Annotated in this window: 15 protein-coding genes; 14 read left to right on the top strand and 1 reads right to left on the bottom strand. The window is 41.6% G+C overall.

The window, feature by feature from the left end:
* The 13 genes from Q1R07_RS12375 to Q1R07_RS12315 all read left to right on the top strand — a co-directional run.
* On the top strand, positions 1–707 hold a 707-nt coding region (locus Q1R07_RS12375), incomplete at its 5' end, for a SufD family Fe-S cluster assembly protein (RefSeq protein ID WP_300490681.1).
* A 69-nt stretch (positions 708–776) separates the two neighbouring features.
* Entirely contained in the window at positions 777–1,523 is a 747-nt protein-coding gene (gene sufC / locus Q1R07_RS12370) for a Fe-S cluster assembly ATPase SufC (RefSeq protein ID WP_136404375.1), read from the top strand.
* Between the two features lie 42 nt (positions 1,524–1,565).
* Positions 1,566–2,882, top strand: coding sequence for a Fe-S cluster assembly protein SufD (gene sufD / locus Q1R07_RS12365; protein WP_300490676.1), 1,317 nt, complete (start codon positions 1,566–1,568; stop codon positions 2,880–2,882).
* A 260-nt stretch (positions 2,883–3,142) separates the two neighbouring features.
* Positions 3,143–4,396, top strand: coding sequence for a TolC family protein (locus Q1R07_RS12360; protein ID WP_300490674.1), 1,254 nt, complete (start codon positions 3,143–3,145; stop codon positions 4,394–4,396).
* Positions 4,396–5,397 carry an efflux RND transporter periplasmic adaptor subunit gene (locus Q1R07_RS12355; protein ID WP_300490673.1) on the top strand — a complete coding sequence of 334 codons (1,002 nt, stop codon included), beginning with the start codon at positions 4,396–4,398 and terminating at the stop codon, positions 5,395–5,397. Before Q1R07_RS12360 ends, Q1R07_RS12355 begins: the two co-directional genes overlap by 1 nt.
* A gap of 11 nt (positions 5,398–5,408) precedes the next feature.
* Complete coding sequence (locus Q1R07_RS12350; RefSeq protein WP_300490672.1) at positions 5,409–5,708, top strand: DUF190 domain-containing protein; 300 nt, start codon at positions 5,409–5,411, stop codon at positions 5,706–5,708.
* A 3-nt stretch (positions 5,709–5,711) separates the two neighbouring features.
* Complete coding sequence (locus tag Q1R07_RS12345) at positions 5,712–8,831, top strand: CusA/CzcA family heavy metal efflux RND transporter (RefSeq protein ID WP_300490670.1); 3,120 nt, start codon at positions 5,712–5,714, stop codon at positions 8,829–8,831.
* Positions 8,832–9,119: 288 nt separating this feature from the next.
* Positions 9,120–10,340, top strand: coding sequence for a cysteine desulfurase (locus Q1R07_RS12340; protein WP_300490668.1), 1,221 nt, complete (start codon positions 9,120–9,122; stop codon positions 10,338–10,340).
* 10 nt (positions 10,341–10,350) lie between these two features.
* Positions 10,351–10,830 (top strand): hypothetical protein, encoded by a 480-nt coding sequence (locus Q1R07_RS12335; RefSeq protein ID WP_300490665.1) that lies wholly within the window; start codon positions 10,351–10,353, stop codon positions 10,828–10,830.
* Positions 10,831–10,834: 4 nt separating this feature from the next.
* Positions 10,835–11,254, top strand: coding sequence for a SufE family protein (locus Q1R07_RS12330; protein ID WP_136404383.1), 420 nt, complete (start codon positions 10,835–10,837; stop codon positions 11,252–11,254).
* 5 nt (positions 11,255–11,259) lie between these two features.
* Complete coding sequence (locus Q1R07_RS12325) at positions 11,260–11,583, top strand: SUF system Fe-S cluster assembly protein (RefSeq protein ID WP_136404384.1); 324 nt, start codon at positions 11,260–11,262, stop codon at positions 11,581–11,583.
* Positions 11,583–12,086 (top strand): DUF2480 family protein, encoded by a 504-nt coding sequence (locus Q1R07_RS12320; RefSeq protein WP_136404385.1) that lies wholly within the window; start codon positions 11,583–11,585, stop codon positions 12,084–12,086. Before Q1R07_RS12325 ends, Q1R07_RS12320 begins: the two co-directional genes overlap by 1 nt.
* 79 nt (positions 12,087–12,165) lie before the next feature.
* Positions 12,166–13,038 (top strand): DUF3078 domain-containing protein, encoded by an 873-nt coding sequence (locus Q1R07_RS12315; protein WP_300490660.1) that lies wholly within the window; start codon positions 12,166–12,168, stop codon positions 13,036–13,038.
* 88 nt (positions 13,039–13,126) lie between these two features.
* Here Q1R07_RS12315 and hflX read toward each other — a convergent pair whose 3' ends face one another.
* Positions 13,127–14,356, bottom strand: a complete 1,230-nt coding sequence (hflX, locus tag Q1R07_RS12310) for a GTPase HflX (protein ID WP_300490657.1) — start codon at positions 14,354–14,356, stop codon at positions 13,127–13,129.
* A 494-nt stretch (positions 14,357–14,850) separates the two neighbouring features.
* On the opposite strand from hflX, the gene Q1R07_RS12305 reads away from it, so the two are divergent.
* Positions 14,851–21,067, top strand: a 6,217-nt coding sequence (locus tag Q1R07_RS12305) for a fibronectin type III domain-containing protein (protein WP_300490654.1), incomplete at its 3' end; no start/stop codon positions are given.

The raw sequence follows: 21,067 nt of genomic DNA, 5'->3' as shown, positions 1-21,067 counted from the left end.
AAAACCAATTACACGCTGCCGTTGTAGAACTAATCGCTCTTGACAATGCCGAAATTAAATATTCGACGGTTCAGAACTGGTTCCCTGGAAATAAAGAAGGTAAAGGTGGGGTTTTTAACTTCGTAACCAAAAGAGGATTGTGCGAGAAAAACGCCAAAATCTCCTGGACGCAGGTTGAAACCGGATCAGCGGTAACCTGGAAATACCCGTCATGTGTATTAAAAGGGGATAACTCGGTAGGGGAATTCTACTCGATTGCCGTTACGAATAACTTCCAGCAAGCCGATACCGGAACCAAAATGATTCACTTAGGAAATAATACCAGAAGTACGATTATTTCCAAAGGAATTTCTGCCGGAAAATCACAAAACAGTTACCGTGGATTGGTTCAGGTTAGTGCCAGAGCCGAAAATGCCCGTAACTTCTCGCAATGTGACTCGTTACTAATGGGAAATAACTGTGGTGCACATACGTTCCCGTATATCGAATCCAAAAACAGTACGGCGAAGATCGAACACGAAGCAACGACCAGTAAAATTGGAGAAGATCAGGTATTCTACTGTAATCAGCGTGGTATCCCAACCGAAAAAGCGATTGCACTAATCGTAAACGGATTCAGTAAAGATGTCCTAAACAAACTTCCGATGGAGTTTGCCGTGGAAGCACAAAAATTACTTGAAATTTCATTAGAAGGATCGGTAGGTTAATCCGAATCTTTCAAACAGTATAAAAGCAACGGAAACGTTACAAATAAAAATTAAACATTAGAAGCGAAAATGTTAGTTATCAAAAATTTACACGCTAGCGTAGAAGATAAAGAGATATTAAAGGGGATCAATCTGGAAGTAAAAGCCGGAGAAGTTCACGCAATCATGGGACCAAACGGAGCCGGAAAAAGTACGCTTTCTTCGGTAATTGCAGGTCGTGAAGATTATGAAGTGACCGAAGGAGAAATCCTTTTGGAAGGTGAAGAACTGATCGAACTGGCACCGGAAGAAAGAGCGCACAAAGGGGTATTCTTATCCTTCCAGTATCCAATTGAAATTCCGGGAGTTTCCGTAACCAACTTTATGAAAACGGCGATCAACGAAACCCGTAAAGCACAAGGTCTGGAAGAAATGCCGGCCAATGAAATGCTGAAAATGATTCGCGAAAAATCCGAATTACTGGAAATCGACCGTAAATTCTTATCCCGTTCGTTAAACGAAGGTTTTTCGGGTGGTGAGAAAAAGAGAAACGAGATTTTCCAAATGGCGATGTTGGAGCCGAAATTGGCCATTCTGGACGAAACGGATTCCGGTTTGGATATCGATGCTTTGCGTATCGTTGCCAACGGGGTAAACAAACTGAAAAGTAAAGACAACGCCGTAATCGTAATTACACACTACCAAAGACTTTTGGACTATATCGTTCCGGATTTCGTTCACGTTTTACACGATGGTAAAATCGTTAAAACCGGAGGAAAAGAACTGGCATTAGAGCTGGAAGAAAAAGGATACGATTGGATTAAAAACGAAAACTAGATTTCGGTATAACCGGTTGTCCCGGTTTTGAAACGCATAAACATGGATTTAAAAGAAAAACTGTTAGCCTCTTTTATGGCTTTTGAAGAACGCGTAGATGTACAGGCAACCCTGCACGACGTTCGTACTGAAGCCTTGAAGAACTTTGAAAATAAAGGTTTTCCAACCAAAAAGGAGGAAGCCTGGAAATATACATCGCTGAATGCGGTTTTAAAAAAGGATTTCAGTGTATTTCCGAAAGAAGAAAGTGCCGTTGATTTTAAGGAGGTAAAAAAATACTTCCTGAATGATGTGGATACCTATAAAGTGGTTTTTGTGGACGGAGTTTTTAGTTCGTTTTTGTCATCGACTACTCACGACGGACTGGATGTTTGTCTAATGTCATCGGCATTGACAAAACCCAAATACAAAATGATTATCGATACCTATTTTAATCAGGTAGCGAGTAAAGAAGAAAGTCTGACGTCTCTGAATACGGCTTTTGCCTATGAAGGAGCGTATATCAATATCCCAAAAAGTAAAGTAGCCGACAAACCGATCGAAATTATCTACTTTTCCACCGGAAACGAAGCGGCTTTAATGGTACAACCCCGAAATCTGATTATCGTGGGTGAAAACGCGCATGTGCAAATTACAGAGCGTCACCAGAGCTTAAACGAGAATCCGGTATTGATCAATTCTGTTACCGAAATCTTCGCGCACAAACGTGCTATTGTCGATTTCTATAAGATTCAGAATGATGTGCAAACCACAACATTGATCGACAATACCTATATTTCCCAAAAACAGGAAAGTATCGTTTCGGTACATACCTTTACTTTTGGTGGAAATATTACCCGTAATAACCTGAACTTCTATCACGAAGGAGAGCGTATCGACAGTACGTTAAAAGGAATTACAATTATTGGCGATAAGCAACACGTGGATCACTATACGTTGGTACACCATTCACAGCCTAATTGTGAAAGCCACCAGAATTACAAAGGTATTTTTGGTGACAATTCAACCGGTGTGTTTAACGGAAAGATTTATGTGGAAAAAGAAGCACAGAAAACCGATGCTTTCCAGCAAAATAACAACATTTTGTTGAGCGATAAAGCGACGATAAATGCTAAACCGCAATTGGAAATCTTTGCCGATGACGTAAAATGTTCGCACGGTTGTACGATCGGACAGTTGGACGAAAACGCGATGTTCTATATGCAACAACGCGGAATTCCGAGAAAAGAAGCAAAAGCCTTATTGATGTATGCCTTTACAAGTGAGGTAACGGCAAGTATTAAAATACCGGAATTAAAAAACAAAATTGCCCGTATCATTGCCACTAAATTAGGGGTTAATATGGGATTCGATTTGTAATATAAGACCACTAAAAATAAATGAAAGCCTGACATAATTGTCAGGCTTTTTTTGTTTAAAAGATGCGTTTTGCGAATTTTAAATGGTTTTATACGAGTATATTACGATTTTTATTGTTAATTTTAGTTGCGAGATGCAGAGGCTTAATGAAAATCTAATAAAAATCTAATGAGATAAATTAGCTTTTATTTGGGTGAAGGTGGAATTTTGTTGCAGAATTAGGATTCGTTGTTGAAGACAAATTTCAATACTGTTTTTATATGAAATTGAAACTATTGCTCACTTTTGCCCTGGTAGTTATGGCAAAAGACGTTATGGTATCGCAAACGGTTTACGATATCAAAACGGCACTACAAACCGCAAAAGCCAATAACCGGGAACTCAAATCGGAACAGCTCACTGTGCAGGTGGCGCAAGCCGACGTGGTTACGGCTAAATTACGGCCCAATCTTACCTTAAACAATCAGACGCTACAACTGGCCGAATCGGCACATTATGCGCCCGATACCAAATGGAGTAATTCCCAAAATCGTCAGGTTTGGTGGCAGTTAACCAAACAATTCCAACTTCCGTCACAACGAAAAAATAAAATCGATGTGGCCAACAAAAGCGTAGCGGTTTCGGAAGCAACCTACAAGGATTTCGAACGCAATCTGCTTACCGATGTGGCGATGAAATGGCTTGATGTCTGGTTGGCGCAAAAAAAATGGCAAACGGCTTTGATGGCCAAAAACAACTGGGATACGCTGGTAACGATCAATAAAAACCGATTGAAAAATCAGGTGATTACCACGACCGATTACAATCGTACCGAATTGGTAGCCAATCAATACAACCTGTTGTCGCAAACTTCAAAACAGGATTACCTGAACAAATTAAATACACTGAAATTTTCTTTGGGTGTAAGCAACGATATTGCGATTGCTTCTGATGATGCGGTCGAACTTTCGGCACTGCAAAATCAGGATCAGATGTTGCAAAATGCCATCGAAAACCGAAGCGATATCAACGTGCTGAAAAATAATGTGGAGATGATGAAAAGCAATATCTCCCTTCAGAAAAGCATGGCCTATCCGCAACCGGAATTGGGTGCCGTTTATAATCCGCAAAACAGTGTTCCGTATGTCGGGATTTATGCTACGATCGATCTGCCGTTTTTCGATAGAAATCAAGGTGAAATCAAAAAATCACAGGTAACGAAAGATAAAGCCGAACAAGAACTGGCGACTTCTCAGGAGCGTATTAAAACAGAAATTGGAAATGCCTATGCCAGTTACAAACAGTTCGAACAGAATGCCGGCAATCTGAAGAAGATGAAAGAACAGTCGTATCAGATTTTAAGTAATGTGAAATATGCCTATATGCGCGGCGGAACCACTTTAATCGACTTTCTGGAAGCACAGCGTACCTGGTATGACAGTCAGGAGAATTATTACGAAGCGGTATACCAACATAAAGAAAGTTATATCCAATTACTATACACTACAGGTTTAATAAATCAAATTGCACAATAATGAAACGTGTTTTTTCAATTTTAGTTTTAGGGCTCTTGCTTTCCTGCAATTCCAAAGAGAAAAAGAAAGTAGAAGACCCACAGCCTCCGAAAGTAGAAAACGACGGAAGCCTTATCACGTTCAAGGATAAGAGTATATTCAATCTCTTTAAAACCGAAGTAATCGGAAGCGGTTCCTTAACCGGCGATTTGATGGCGGTTGGTCAGGTGGGCGCAACAGTACTGGGATCGGATTCCGGTAGTTCCAACAATATTGTGTTGTTCGAAAACCCCGAACTATCCTCCAATTATACCCAGTTGATCCAACACCAGATCAACATTAAGCAAATTAGTAATGTCAATATCAAACAACGTCAGATTGAGTTGGCTCGGGCAAAAGACCTGAATCAGCATGGCGCGATGACCGGTCAGGAGTTGTTAAATGCACAGACAGCATTATCGATGGAGATGACTAATTTGTCGAACGAAAAAGCAGCGATTATCGAACACGAAGCCATGTTAAAATCGGCTGGTTTCGATCCGGATTTGTTGCGAAGAGCACAAAAAGGAGCCGCGTATCTGGTGAGTGATATCCCGGAAAATCAAATCAGCAAATTAAAAAAAGGAGATACCTGTAGCATTCAGTTTACCGCCTATCCGAACGAAACCTTTACCGGTAAAATTGAAGCCATTGCCGACCGTGTGGATTTTACCACGCGTATGGTGAAACTGCGAATCGGATTAAATAATTCCGACGACAGACTAAAAGTGGGGATGTATGCCAATGTGGCCTTCGGTTTAAAAAGTAATAACTCGATTAGTGTTCCGAAAACCGCTATCGTAACGGTACAAGGGAAAAACTATGTGTTTATACAGAAAAGCGACTCTCAGTTTGAACGAAAAGAAGTGCAGATCGGACAACAGATTGGCGATCGTATTATCATCTTCGGCGGAGTCGACAATGGAAGTAAAGTCGTAAAAGACGGAGTAATGCAGCTTAAAGGATTGTCATTCGGTTACTAAAAAGTTATACAATGGTACAGGCTCAGATTTTTATTGACAAAGACGAATTGAGAGGCGCGCGTCCTTTATACGAATTCATCTTATTGTTCCTGCTGGAAAAAAACATTGCAGGCGCAACAGCATTTAACGGATTTATGGGCTTTGGCAAACACCAAAAGCTAAAGAGGCCTAACCGCGAATTTTCTTTTGACGAAACACCTCTGGTGATCTCTTTTGTCGATACAAAAGAAAATGTGGAAGAAGCTATAAAAGAATTGCGAAACGTGTACAGCGGAGGATTAATTATCACACATGCTGTGGAACAATGGTAAAAAATGATTAAGAATTTACTTTTATTCTCACTTAGAAACCGATGGATTGTAGTGGGGATCAGTATCGCTTTGATGCTGGTGGGCTATTTTTGCTTTACGCAATTAAAAATTGAAGCGTATCCGGATATTGCCGATACCAATGTAATTGTTGTGGCCCAATACAAAGGGCGTGCTGCCGAAGAGGTGGAACAACAGGTTACGGTGGCGATCGAACGGGCGCTGCAAAATACACCGAACGTACTGGACAGAAGAAGCCGTACGATTTTCGGACTGGGAATCGTTCAGTTGACGTTTAAAGACGGAACAGACGATTATTTCGCCCGACAACAGGTTATGGAGCGATTGGCAACAGCCGATCTGCCGGATGGTGTGGAAGTCGAACTGGCTCCATTGTCAACTGCAGTTGGAGAGATTTTTCGTTATGTGGTGGAAGCACCGCCAAGTTTTACGCCTATTCAGATCCGGGATTTACAGGACTGGGTGATCAAACCGTATTTGCTGCAAACCGACGGTATTGCGGATATCACAACCTTTGGCGGACCGTTAAAACAGTTTCATATCCAGCTATCGCCTGAAAAACTGCGAAAATACGACCTTAAAATCTCCGATATCGAAGAAAAAGTGGTCGCCAATAATATCAACTCCGGAGGAAATACAATCGAACGTGGCGGACAGGCTTTTGCGGTTCGCGGACTCGGAGCGATTAAAAGTGAAAAAGATATTGAAAACATCGTAATCAAAACAGCCAACGGACTTCCGGTTTTTATCCGCGATGTAGGGGAAGTGGAAATCATGCCACCACCACCAAGCGGCGTTTTGGGGTATACGTTCCCGGACGAAAAAGTAGATGTAAATAATGGGGTGGAAGGGATCGTTTTATTACGCCGTTACGAAAACCCGAGTGAGGTTTTAAAAGCGCTAAAACAACGTATTGCCGACCTACAGGATCACGAATTGCCGGAAGGGGTGAAAATCCGTACGATGTACGATCGTAGTTTCCTGATCAATCATTCACTGGAAACCGTAGGGCATACGTTATTCGAAGGAATCAGTATTGTGATTATCGTGTTGATCTTTTTCCTTGGAAGCTGGCGAAGTGCATTAGTGGTAGCGCTTACCATTCCGTTTTCGTTATTGTTTGCCTTTATCATTATGCGATTAACCGGTATTCCGGCCAACTTACTATCGTTGGGAGCAATCGACTTCGGGATTATCGTAGATGGTGCCGTGGTAATGGCCGAACACCTGATCAGGCGTTATAAAAAGGCCACAATCGAAGAACGCAAAGAAGGAATTGTGAAAATCACCATGCTTTCGGCTCAGGAAGTGGGACGTGAGATTTTCTTCTCGGTGGCGATTATCATTCTGGCCTATATGCCGATCTTATTGATGACTCGTGTAGAAGGGAAACTGTTCTCTCCAATGGCGTTAACACTGTCGTTTGCGGTAGTAGGTTCGATGTTAGCAGCGTTAACACTGATACCGGTACTGATCTCGTTTGTGTACAACAAAGTGGTTTCGAATATCGATTCGGAAATCAAGGAACATAAAAATATTGTACTGGATTATCTGGATAAAAAATACGGCAAGCTCCTTAACGGATTGTTGAATAACTATAAGAAAACCGTATACATCGGAATGGCGGTGGTATTTGTACTGATTGCTTTCGGATCGCGTTTGGGATCGGAGTTCTTACCGGAACTGGACGAAGGATCGATTTTTATCCGTGGAAATTTCCCGGCCGGTATTTCGATTCAGGAAAACTCGACCTATTCGCCTAAAATCCGAAAAGTGATTTCCAAATATCCGCAGATTTCCTACATCATTACGCAGGCGGGACGAAATGACGATGGAACCGACCCGTTTCCGGCCAACCGTAACGAAATTCTGATCGGATTAAAAGATTATAAATTGTGGAGTGATACGATTACCAAAAAAGAACTGGTAAAAATGGTTCGTACCGACCTTGAACATGCGTTGCCAAGTGTACGCTTCTCGTCCGGTCAGCCCATTATTGACCAGGTGATGGAAATCGTAACGGGTAGTGCGGCCGATTTAGCCGTGAGTATTGTAGGAGACGACTTGCAGTTGATGCGTTCTAAAGCCGACAGTATTGTGTCGATTGTCAATAAAATGAAAGGAAGTGCCGCGGTTAATATCGAACAGGAAGGGCCACAGGAACAGTTATCGATCCATATCGACCGTGAAAAAACGGCCCGTTTCGGAATTAATGTTTCCGATGTTCAGGATATTATCGAAGCCGCCATCGGTGGAAAAGCGATCACTACCTTGTACGACGGTGTGAAACGATACGATATCGTAGTGCGGTATTTGCCACAACACCGTGCCAATATCGACGAGATCAAATCCTTACTGGTAACATCAACCAACGGGGCATTAATCCCTATTGATCAGTTGGCGGATGTAAGTTTTATTCAGGGACAAACCAATATCTACCACTACAATGGCAAACGTATGATTACCGTGCGAACCAATATCGTAGGACGCGATCAGGTGAGTTTTGTAAAAGAACTGGAAGGAAAAATCAACAAAACGGTGAAAGTACCAAAAGGCTACCAGATCATTTACGGTGGACAATATGAAAACCTGGAACGTGCCGGAAAACAATTATTACTAACGATTCCGTTAACGATCGGATTGGTGTTTATATTACTGTTCTCACTTTATAAAAACTTTAAAGACACGTTGATTACGATGGCTTGTATCTTATTTGCCCTTGGTGGCGGAATCACAGCCTTGTTATTGCGTGGTTACTACTTTAACGTTTCGGCAGGTGTAGGATTTGTATCGATATTTGGTATATCGGTAATGGCCGGAGTATTGCTCGTCTCGGCGCTCAACAGGGCCAATGTAGGGATTACCGGAGAAAGTTCGCGAGAGACGGTCGAGAAAGTCTCCAAAGAGCAATTGCGGGCGATCTTGTCCATTCTGGTATTGGCCGTATTGGGATTGATACCGGCGGCAACATCAACCGGAATCGGTTCCGATGTACAACGTCCGTTGGCTACGGTAATTATCGGAGGATTGTTAAGTACGCTTGTTTTTGCACCGCTAATCATTCCGGCCTTGTATTACTGGATCCATCCAACAAAGAAAATATAATACTTAAAACCTGACAGGTCTCGAAGACCTGTCAGGTTTATTCGAAGAAAATATAATACGTTATCTAAATGATAAAGCCGTACCGAAATGCGAGGTCGGTACGGTATAAATAAAAAGGTTGTCTGCTTTTGGACAGCCTTTTTTGCTTTCCGGGAAGGCTCCCTTAAATCTGTCTTAATTTATGCGTCTTTTAAAGAAACATCCCGTAAATTTGCAAGGATTAAAAAAATGGAGGAACAGGTGATTCACTTGTCTGCAATTCCATCTGACAAAAAACAGTGTAATCAGATGAAAAAACTAGATATTCAGGCCGTAAGAGCCGATTTTCCAATACTTTCACAAACGGTAAACGGAAAACCGCTGGTCTATTTCGATAATGGCGCCACCGCCCAAAAACCTAAAGTGGTAATCGATGCGATTACAAAATATTACGAGGAAATCAATGCGAATATCCATAGAGGAGTGCATACATTGAGCCAGTTGGCAACCGATGCGTATGAAGTTTCCCGTAATACGATTCAGAAACACCTGAATGCCAAACACAATCACGAGATTATTTTTACTTCGGGGACGACACACGGAATTAATCTGGTAGCCAATGGTTTTGCCGCACTGTTACAACCGGGCGATGAAGTGATGGTTTCGGCTATCGAACACCATAGTAATATCGTACCGTGGCAATTTTTGTGCGAGCGAACCGGTGCAAAACTGGTGGTGATTCCGATGAACGAAAAAGGAGAATTGATCCTTTCGGAATTCGACAGGTTGCTAAATGAAAAGGTGAAAATTATTGCGGTCAATCATATTTCCAACGCTTTGGGAACGGTAAATCCAATTGCCGAAATCATTGAAAAAGCGCATCAGGTTGGTGCTGCGGTTTTGATTGACGGTGCGCAGGCGACACCTCATTTACGTCCCGACGTACAGGAACTGGATTGTGATTTCTATGTGTTTTCCGGTCATAAGGTTTGCGGACCAACCGGAGTGGGAATCCTGTACGGAAAAGAAAGCTGGTTAAACCGATTACCGCCTTATCAGGGTGGAGGTGAAATGATCAAAGAAGTTACCTTCGAGAAAACAACCTATGCCGATTTACCCCATAAATTTGAAGCCGGAACGCCCAATATCGCAGGTGGAATCGTTTTAGGAACCGCTATCGATTATATGAACGGAATCGGGTTTGAAGCGATCGAAGCCTACGAACAGGAATTGCTAGCCTACGGAACCGAAAAATTATTGGAAATTGAAGGTGTAAAAATATACGGAACCGGAGCGCATAAAGCTTCGCTGATTTCATTTAATATCGAAGGAATCCACCCGTATGATATCGGTACGATTGTAGACAAACTGGGAATCGCCGTTAGAACCGGTCACCATTGTGCGCAGCCGGTAATGAATTTCTTTGATATTCCGGGTACGGTTCGTGCATCGTTTGCGTTTTACAATACGAAAGAAGAAATTGATATCTTTGTGGAAGCGGTAAAAAAAGCAAAACAAATGTTATCCTAAAAACAAGCCTATGAGACTAGTAACCCTTTTGGCATCGGTTATTATTACCTGTACGGGATGTAACTGTACGAAGAAAAATATAGCCGGATCGACAGAAAAAGAAACCGAACTAACGATGAAACAGGAACAACAAAACCCGGTTTTTGAATATGATGCTTCATCAAGAGGATTCTATCGAAAAATCGTACTGGACAATAAGGAGTTACGTGTGACCAGTAAAAGGGACGATATGGGCGAACCTACGGTGATAAAACTTTCGGATCAGGAGTGGAATGATATCCTGACGAACTTTAAAAAAGTAGATCTGAAAGCGGTGCCGGAATTAAAAGCGCCTACCGAAAAAAGGTTTTATGACGGTGCTGCGATGGCCAATTTTACGATACAAACCAAAGACGGAACGTATACCGCACCTACATTTGACCACGGATTTCCGCCGGCAGCGATTGAAAAAATTGTAAATAAGCTAAATGAATTAGCCGACAAAAAATAAGAAGATGACGATAAAAGCAATTCAGGAGGAGATTGTAGACGAATTCTCGATGTTTGAAGACTGGATGCAACGGTACGAATACATCATTGAACTGGGTAAAAGTCTGCCACTCATTGAAGAACAGTATAAAAAAGACGAAAATATTATTAAAGGCTGTCAGTCGAAAGTATGGTTGTATGCGGAAGAAAAAGACGGAAATATCGTTTTTACGGCCGATAGCGATGCGATCCTGACCAAAGGGATTATTGCCATCCTGATCCGTACCTTTTCGAACCAGTCGGCGCAGGCTATTTTAGAAGCCAACACCGATTTTATCGACGAGATCGGCCTGAAAGAACACTTATCACCAACCCGTGCGAACGGACTGGTGTCGATGATCAAACAAATTAAAATGTATGCTTTGGCGTTTCAGTCCAAAAATTAAATGTTATGGAAGAATTTAACGATACTATAAATCTGGGAGAAAATGTGGTAAAAGTACTGAAAGGTATTTATGATCCCGAAATCCCGGTGGATATTTACGAATTGGGTCTTATCTATGATGTGATGATCAACGAAGACAACGACGTAAAAATCCTAATGACACTTACTTCACCAAACTGTCCGGTAGCGGAAACCTTACCGATGGAGGTAGAAGAAAAAATCAAATCCATCGATGCGGTAAAATCCTGTGAAGTGGAAATCACTTTCGATCCGCCATGGAGTAAAGACCTGATGAGCGAAGAAGCCAAACTCGAACTGGGAATGCTATAATGGAAGAGATTGTAAACAGAGTCGCGAATAGTGTTTTGCAGGTTTTTGACCTGGAAGACTATTATCCGGAAGGACCTCGTTTTTCCATTGATGTTTCGCAATGGCTTTACGAAGGCCTGGTGTTGCGCGAAAAAGATTTCCGCGAACAGCTTAAAAATCATAACTGGGAAACCTATAAAGACGGTTTTGTGGCGTTATCCTGTAGTACGGATGCGATTGTTCCCGCATGGGCATTTATGTTGATCACAGCTTATCTGGAGCCGGTTGCTAAAAATGTTTTCTGGGGAACGATTCCGCAAATGGAAATCGGATTGTATCAGGAAATCCTGCAAAAGCTGGATTATAGCAGTTATCAGGATAAACCGGTGATCATCAAAGGATGTTCCCGCAAACCGGTTCCGCAGGAAGTCTATGTGCTGGCTACACAAAAGCTGATGCCGGTTGCCAAAAGCATTATGTTTGGCGAAGCCTGTTCGGCCGTTCCGGTTTATAAACGCAAATAGTATTTGTCGGTTTTTACACTGTTTTTTGTGATTTTTTTGTGATTTTTTGTTACCTTGTGTGAAACAGAAAATTCTACCTATGAGAAAAATTGCATTGACACTGCTTTGTTTTATCGGTACTATGGCCGTTCAAGCACAGGAACCTGTTCAGGATACTACAAAACACTGGACAACCAAAGGGAATGTCTCATTCCTTCTTAATCAATCGGCCTTTAACAATTGGGTTGCCGGGGGAGAAAACAATATCGCCGGTAATCTCGGCGTGAATTACGATTTTAATTATAAGAAGGGTGACTGGTCCTGGGACAATAAAATTATTGCCGCTTACGGGCTTGTAAAAACGAAGAACTCCGCTTTTGAAAAGAAAACGGACGACCGATTGGAGTTAAACTCGCTATTGGGTAAAAAAGCATCAGGCTATTGGTATTATTCTGCTTTTTTAAACTTTAAAACGCAGATGACAAAAGGGTATACGTATGGTACAGATGCCGACGGTGCCGAAACCCGAAATGAATACACTAACATTTTGTCTCCGGGATACCTGTCTTTTGGTCCGGGTATGCTTTGGAAAAAAAGCGATAATCTAAAAGTAAACCTGTCACCGGCGACGTCTAAACTAACGTTTGTTGACAAGAATTTTACCTTGCCCAATCAGGCCTATTTTGGCGTGGATGAAGGAAAAAGTATGCGATATGAATTGGGTTTTAATGCATCGGCTTATTATAAGTTTAGCCTGATGGAAAACGTATCGGTTGAAAACATACTAAACCTGTACTCCAATTATCTGGAGGATCCGCAAAACGTCGATTTGGATTATCAGTTAAATATAGTGATGAAAATCAACAAGTATTTATCGACCAATCTGGCTTTCCAAACCATTTATGACGACAATGCTTTTAAAGGATTTCAGATCCGTCAGGTATTAGGCCTTGGAATCAATTACGGATTTTAAAATTTACACCTGACAGGTTTTTAAAACCTGTCAGGTGTAATATAGAAGTATAAATAAATAGAAAAAGGCTGTCCACCGACAGCCTTTTTTATTCCTCTTCCTTTTCAACAGCATCCTTATAATCGGGATACAGGAAATTATTATAAGGGAAGCGCGTAATATGAATCGTTCGTACGGCTTCGTATACTTTTTCACGGAATTCCTCGAAATTTTGCTTACTGGTTGCCGAAATAAATAAGGCATTGTTTTCACCCACCTTCGACATCCAGGTGTTTTTCCACTCGTCCAGCGTATAGTGTTTGGTTGTCCGTTCAGTAATCAGATCATCGGAGTCAATCGTCAGGTGTTTATAAGCGTCGATCTTGTTAAATACCATGATCGTCGGTTTATCGGCACTTTTAATATCTTGTAAAATCTGATTTACAGAGGCGATATGATCTTCAAAGTCCGGATGCGAAATGTCCACCACATGTAGTAATAAATCAGCTTCGCGTACTTCGTCCAGCGTACTTTTAAAGGATTCCACCAATTGTGTCGGTAATTTGCGGATAAATCCAACAGTATCCGATAACAGGAATGGTAAATTTTTGATCACGACTTTACGAACGGTTGTATCCAAAGTAGCGAATAATTTGTTTTCAACAAACACATCACTTTTACCAATGGCATTCATTAAAGTTGATTTTCCTACGTTGGTATAACCCACCAAGGCCACGCGAACCATAGCGCCACGATTGCTTCGTTGTACCGACATCTGACGGTCGATGGTTTTGATTTTTTCTTTTAATAAAGCAATACGATCCCTAACAATACGACGGTCGGTTTCAATCTCGGTTTCACCGGGACCACGCATACCAATACCACCTCGCTGTCGTTCAAGGTGCGTCCACATACCCGAAAGGCGCGGTAGCAAATACTGACACTGTGCCAATTCTACTTGTGTACGCGCATAGGATGTTTCGGCTCTTTGGGCAAAAATATCCAGAATAAGGTTGGTACGATCCAGCACTTTACAATCCAATACTTTGGAAATGTTTTTTTGTTGTGCCGGTGTAAGCTCGTCGTCAAAAATCACGGTTTTAACGTCGTTATCTTTTATATAGTATTGGATCTCTTCCATTTTACCGGTTCCCACAAATGTTTTGGGGTTGGGCTTGTCCATTTTTTGAGAAAAACGCTTCACCACTTCACCTCCGGCAGTAAAAGTCAGGAATTCCAGTTCATCCAGATACTCGCTAAGTTTTTCTTCGCTTTGCTCTTTGGTAATGATTCCGACAATTACGGTTTTTTCAAAATTGATTACTTCTTTCTCTAACATTCTTTTCTATTAAAGCACAAAAATAAACATTTCGCGATTAATGGTAATAAATATTAAAATATATCAGAAGCGTATTAAAGTGTTTTTTACTCCTTTGTGAGCGAAAAATAAAGTTTTTGAAATTTTATAGTCATTATTTTCCTGTTAATGACTAACGGAAATGGAGTTGTTAGCCTCTTTTTGGCTACGGAATTACCTAAAATAGTAGTGCTATTGGACTTTTTGAAAAACTTTTTACTGAGATGATTGCAGTAAAATTATAAGAGACTGGTTTCAAGGAGATAGGCTGAGACGGTTGTATTTGAAGGAAAATGTGAAATACCAAACATTCGAATTGAGAATTGTTAAGAAATTGATAATAAAATAATTTAACAATACAAAAAGAGTGAGCTATTAAGCTGGTTTTTTTGTGAATTTTAACATATAACGTTAAGTTATTGCTAATTTTATTTTATATTTGGGGATTAAACTTATCAAAAATCATAGGATTAATTATGAAAAAAATTACATTATTAATTCTTATGTCATTATTGAGTTTTGTGAGTTACTCACAGGTTTTCCCAGAAGGATTTGAAGGTGCTTTTCCGCCGTCAGGACCTGGGGGAGCTTGGGTTGTCTCTCATAATGGCATAGGAATGGGACCCGCTAACGCGAACCTGTGGGTGCGTACACCGCTAAATTCCACAGCATCCCCTCCCCACACAGGCAATTATGCCGCGATGGTTGAAAGAGTGAATATTGGAGACGGAAACACCGAGCAGGATTGGTTAATCTCTCCTTTGGTTACTGTGCCGGCTAATGGGCAGTTACGTTTCTATGGACTTCACGGCCGCGCCGGAGATCAGGGATCAAAACTGAAAATTAAAATATCAACGTCGTCACAAACCAACTTGGCTAGTTTTACTACCGAGGTGGCTAACTTGACTGAAACTCAGGTATCTCCTGTTGCAGGGGAATACAGAGAGGTGGTAGTGAACCTGTCGCCAGCTGTAGCAGCTAACCAGCAAGTGTATATTGCTTTTGTAAGAGAGCATACACAAGTTGGAACTGCAGCCGATGGTGACCGTTTTGTAATTGATGATATCAATTTGGTTCAGCAGTGTTTGGATCCTAGCAATGGGGTAGCGAGCAATGTTACAACGAATTCAGCTGTATTAACATGGACGAATCCAAGTGGTTCTACACAGTGGGAAATCGAATTAATCCCTTCTGCCGATCCTTTAACCGGAGTAGGACAAGTTATTAACTCGAATCCATATACGGCTACTACAACTTCAACGGGTGCACCTATAGCACCAGGAACTGTTTATCAGTATCGCGTTCGTTCTATCTGTACCGGTGGTGTTCCAAGTAACTGGGCCGGACCGTTCTATTTTACAACGGTATCTTTAGGACAGACTTGTGCCGCACCGATTGCGATAACCCAATTACCGTATTCGACTACCGATAATACCAGTAACTACGGAAATAATATTAATGGTACCCAGGGAACAACTGGTTGTGGTACCACAACAAACTATTTAACGGGTAATGATGTAGTGTATTCTTATACTGCGACTTTTACCGGTAATATTGATATTTCGATGACTCCTACGGCAACGTATTCGGGGATTTTCGTATATAATAACTGTGCTAATATCGGAACTAGCTGTTTGGCAGGTATCGGAAACTCTACTTCCAATATCAGAAACATTCCTAACTTCCCGGTAACAGCAGGAACGACCTATTACTTTGTTATCTCTACAAATGCGGCTCCGCAAACTACGGGATATACTTTAGTAATTCAGCAAGTAACATGTGCGCCTCCAACTGCTTTGGCTGTTGCAGGTATTACAATGAACTCGGCTAACTTAAGCTGGGGTAACCCTTCAGCAGGAACAGAATGGCAGGTTGCCGTTCAGCCTTTAGGTACAGCAATTCCACAAACTGCCGGAACAACGGTAACGGGTGGACCGGCTTATACCGCTACTACAACTGTAACCGGAGCGCCTTTAGCATCTGGAACAGACTACCAATATTATGTGAGAGTAAAATGTCCTGATGGATCGTTTAGTCAGTGGGCTGGACCAAGAACATTCACGACATTACCAAACTACTGTGGTGGAGACCATTTCTTCGATCCAGGAGGACCTAACGGACAATATGCAAACAGTGCCAACGTAACAACAACGATTTGTCCTGCGAATCCAGGTGATATCGTTACCGTTACTTTCAACTCGTTTGACACAGAGTCAGGATACGATTTCGTTCGTGTTTATAACGGACCAAATGCTACGTCTCCATTATTAGGAACATACTCTGGAAACTTAACAGGAGCTAACTTACCAGGACCTTTCGAATCATCAGGACCTGGAGCTTGTTTAACTTTCGTGTTTACTTCAGACGGAAGTGGAATCCGTGACGGATGGGATGCAACAGTAACATGTGCACCACCACCAACATGTCCGAAACCGAAAAACTTAGCAGTATCGAATATCACGGCTCATTCAGCTCAGTTAAACTGGTTGGAGTCGGGAACAGCTACAAGTTGGGTTGTAATCGCTGTACCTGCTGGTACACCAAACCCGAACAGTAACCCAATCCCTGGAACAGCAATTACGGCTACGGTAACTACACCACCACCGTATGTGTTAAACGGATTGAATTCAAGTACTGATTATGATTATTATGTAAGAGCAGTTTGTAGTCCTACAGATTCCAGTACATGGGCAGGACCTAGAAACTTTAAAACACAAGCTGACTTCTGTGCTGGTGATCATTTCTTTGATCCAGGAGGACCTAATGCACAGTATGGAAACAATGCGAACGTAACAACAACAATCTGTGCGCCAACTCCTGCAGATATGATTACCGTTACTTTCCTTAACTTTAATACGGAGTCCGGATTTGATTTCGTTCGTGTATATAACGGACCAAATGCTACGTCTCCATTATTAGGAACTTATTCTGGTGCTTTAACCGGAGCAAACTTACCAGGCCCATTTGAATCTAACGTGGGTGGATGTTTAACATTTGTATTTACTTCAGACGGAAGTGGAACACGTGACGGATGGGATGCTACTGTAACATGTGCACCACCACCAACATGTCCGAAACCGAAAAACTTTGTAGTGTCTAACCCTACGATGAACTCGGTTCAGTTAAACTGGCTTGAAGCCGGAACAGCAACTAGCTGGGTTGTAATGGCAGTTCCAACAGGAACTCCAGATCCAAATACAAACCCAATCCCTGGAACAGCAATTACGGCTACGGTAAATACACCACCACCGTATGTGTTAAACGGATTGACCTCAAATACAGAATATGATTTCTATGTAAGAGCGGTTTGTAGCCCAACGGATTCCAGTACATGGACTGGTCCTAGAACACTTAGAACATTACCAAACTACTGTGCCGGTGATCATTTCTATGATCCGGGAGGACCTAGCGGTCAATACGGAAATAACGCGAACGTAACAACTACTATCTGTCCGGCAAACCCTACTGATATGGTTACTGTTACATTTAACAGTTTCAATACGGAAGCAGGTTTTGACTTTGTACGTGTATATGAAGGTACAGGAACAACAGGTACATTATTAGGTACGTATGCAGGAGATTTAACAACAAACTTACCAGGTCCATTTGAGTCAACTGTAGGTGGATGTTTAACATTTGTATTTACTTCAGACGGAAGTGGAACACGTGACGGATGGGATGCTACAGTAACATGTGGACCACCACCAACATGTCCGAAACCGAAAAACTTAACGGCTACCAATATTACACAAACGTCTGCTGATCTAAACTGGCAGGAAATGGGTACCGCTACTCAGTGGGAAGTGATTGTGTTACCAGCAGGTTCTGCGGCACCAGCTCCTGGAGATACAGGGGTAATTGTTAATACACCTCCACCATTTACCTATAGTGGTCCACCGGCATTGTTGCCAGGAAGACCTTATGATTTCTATGTAAGAGCTATTTGTAGTGCTTCAGACATCAGTGCTTGGTCGATTAAAGGAACATTCCGTACGTTAATTTCGAATGACGAATGTACTGCGCCAATTCACGTACCGGTAAATGAAGATTCACTTTGTGGTCAGACAACTCCGGGAACATTAGCGGGATCAACTGCTTCTGCTTTACCAAACACTTGTGGTGGTAACCCGAATGATGACGTTTGGTTTGAATTTACAGCGACACATACACAACACTATATCGCGTTGTTAAATGTAACTTCGACTGGTTTAAGTACAGACAATATGTATCACTCTGTATACAGTGCATGTGGTGGTACACCAATTGTATGTAGTGATCCAAACAACAGTCTTGTAAACGGTTTAGTACCGGGACAAAACTATTTGATCCGTGTATATAGTAATGCTACAACAGCACAAAACTATTCATTCAACCTTTGTGTGGGTACGGTTATTACTTGTGCCGATGCGCAAGCATTCTGTGCGAACAATACATCACCATCGATTACCTTCCCAGGTTCTATCGGGGTACCAAACTTAGGAGCGGTAGCGTGTTTATCAACAACGCCAAACCCAACTTGGTATTTCTTACAAGTACAACAATCGGGTAACTTACAGTTCCAGATTTCACAAACAAGTACTACTGGAGCAGGAATTGACGTGGATTTCATCGCTTACGGACCGTTTACTTCACCAACAGCTGGTTGTGGTAACCTTGGAGCAAACGTAGGATGTAGTTATAGTACGGCATCAGTAGAGAACTTTAATATTACGAATGCTATTGCAGGTCAGTATTATTTAATTGAAATTACGAACTATAACGGTAGTGCGGGTAACATTACGTTAGCACAAACCAACCAGGGTCAGCCAGGTGCCGGTTCTACGAACTGTGATATCGTTTGTACGGTTGACTTAGGTCCGGATAAAGTATTGTGTGGACAAACATCATACACATTAGATGCGGGAATTGTTAATGCAACTACCTATACTTGGTATAACGGAACAAACGTTATCCCTGGAGCTACTGGTCAGACATTAACCGTTACTCAGTCAGGTACATATAGCGTAGTGGTTACAAAACCATCATGTTCAAACAACCCTACGGATAGTGTTAATATTACTTTCGGACCAACAATTAATCAGGTTACTATGCCGGATTATAAAGTTTGTGACGATGTATCTAACGACGGATTCGCTGATTTTGATTTATCTACATTAACCGCTCAGGTTGTTGCAGGTCAGAACCCGGCGTTTACATATAATGTAACGTATTATGCTTCTTCTGCTGATGCTACAGCTGGAGTAGGTGCAATCGATGCAACAGTTCCTTATAACAGTAACACGAAAACAATTTATATCCGTGTTGAAGGAGCAAATGCTGCTACTTGTTTTGGTGTCATTCCAGTGAATTTAGTTGTTAAACTAATGCCTATTGTTACTATGCCGGCTACATATTCTGTATGTACTGGAAACGTAACGATTGTTGGAACACCTCAAAACTATACTGCTGCTAACAATCCAACGTATACATGGTACTTCGGTACAACTGTAATCGCTGGTGAAACATCAGAGCAAATCACGGTGTCACAACCAGGTACTTATACTTTGGAAGTAACAGTAGACGGATGTACAAATTCTGTTAGCACAGTTGTAACAAACGACGGTGTTACAGTTACCGCTCCGGATGATGTAACCGTTTGTGGATCGTATACTTTACCAACATTAACGACTGGTACTTACTATACAGGTTCTGGTGCTACAGGTACAGTATTAAATGCAGGTGATGTTATCACATCGACACAAACTATTTATGTATACTTACAGTCTACGGTTAACCCTAGCTGTTATGCAGAAGATAGTTTTACAGTAAATATTACAACAAACATTGTAGCTCCGGTAATTCCAAGCGCAACAGTTTGTGATAGCTATACATTACAACCATTACCTTCGTTTGCGAATTACTATACAGGTACTGGTGGAACAGGAACATTGTTAACAGCTGGTTCTACAATTACAACTTCACAAACAATCTATGTATATGCACAGTCTGGTGTAGCGCCAAACTTCTGTACAGATCAAAGTAGTTTTGTGGTAACGATCCAGACTGCAACTGCTGATGCTCCGGCTGACGTAGCTTCTTGTGGAGCATATACTTTACCGGCATTGTCTGCTAATAATAACTACTACACTGGCCCAGGTGGTACAGGTACGATGTTAAATGCAGGTGATCCTGTTAATGCAACAACAGTATTGTATGTATACACAAGTACTTCTGCAGGATGTAATGCTCAGAATAGCTTCAATGTAACGATCTATAATACACCTACGGTTGCAACATTACCAGATGTAACGGTAGAATGTGAAGGATTTACATTACCGGCTTTACCAGCAGGAAATGCATACTATACCGGTACTGGTGGAACTGGAGCTCAGTTACAAGCTGGACAGGTAGTATCGACTACTCAAACAGTTTACATCTTTGCTCAAACCGGAACAGGTTCGGCAATTTGTACAAACGAAAGTAGTTTCGAGATTTCTGCTTCATGTGTGATACCTAGAGGTATTTCGCCAAACAATGACGGATTAAACGATACTTTCGACCTGTCTAATTTCGACGTAGAGAAACTAAGCATCTTTAACCGATATGGTACAGAAGTGTTCAGCCATGGTGCAGGTTATACTAAGCAATGGTTTGGACAATCGAAAGGTGGAAGCGAACTACCAGACGGAACGTATTTCTATGTTATCGAGTTAA

The organism is Flavobacterium sp., assembly GCF_030146175.1.
Classification (GTDB): Bacteria; Bacteroidota; Bacteroidia; order Flavobacteriales; family Flavobacteriaceae; genus Flavobacterium.
Note: the sequence above shows the minus strand (reverse complement) of the source record. Positions and strands in the feature narration are given on the sequence as shown.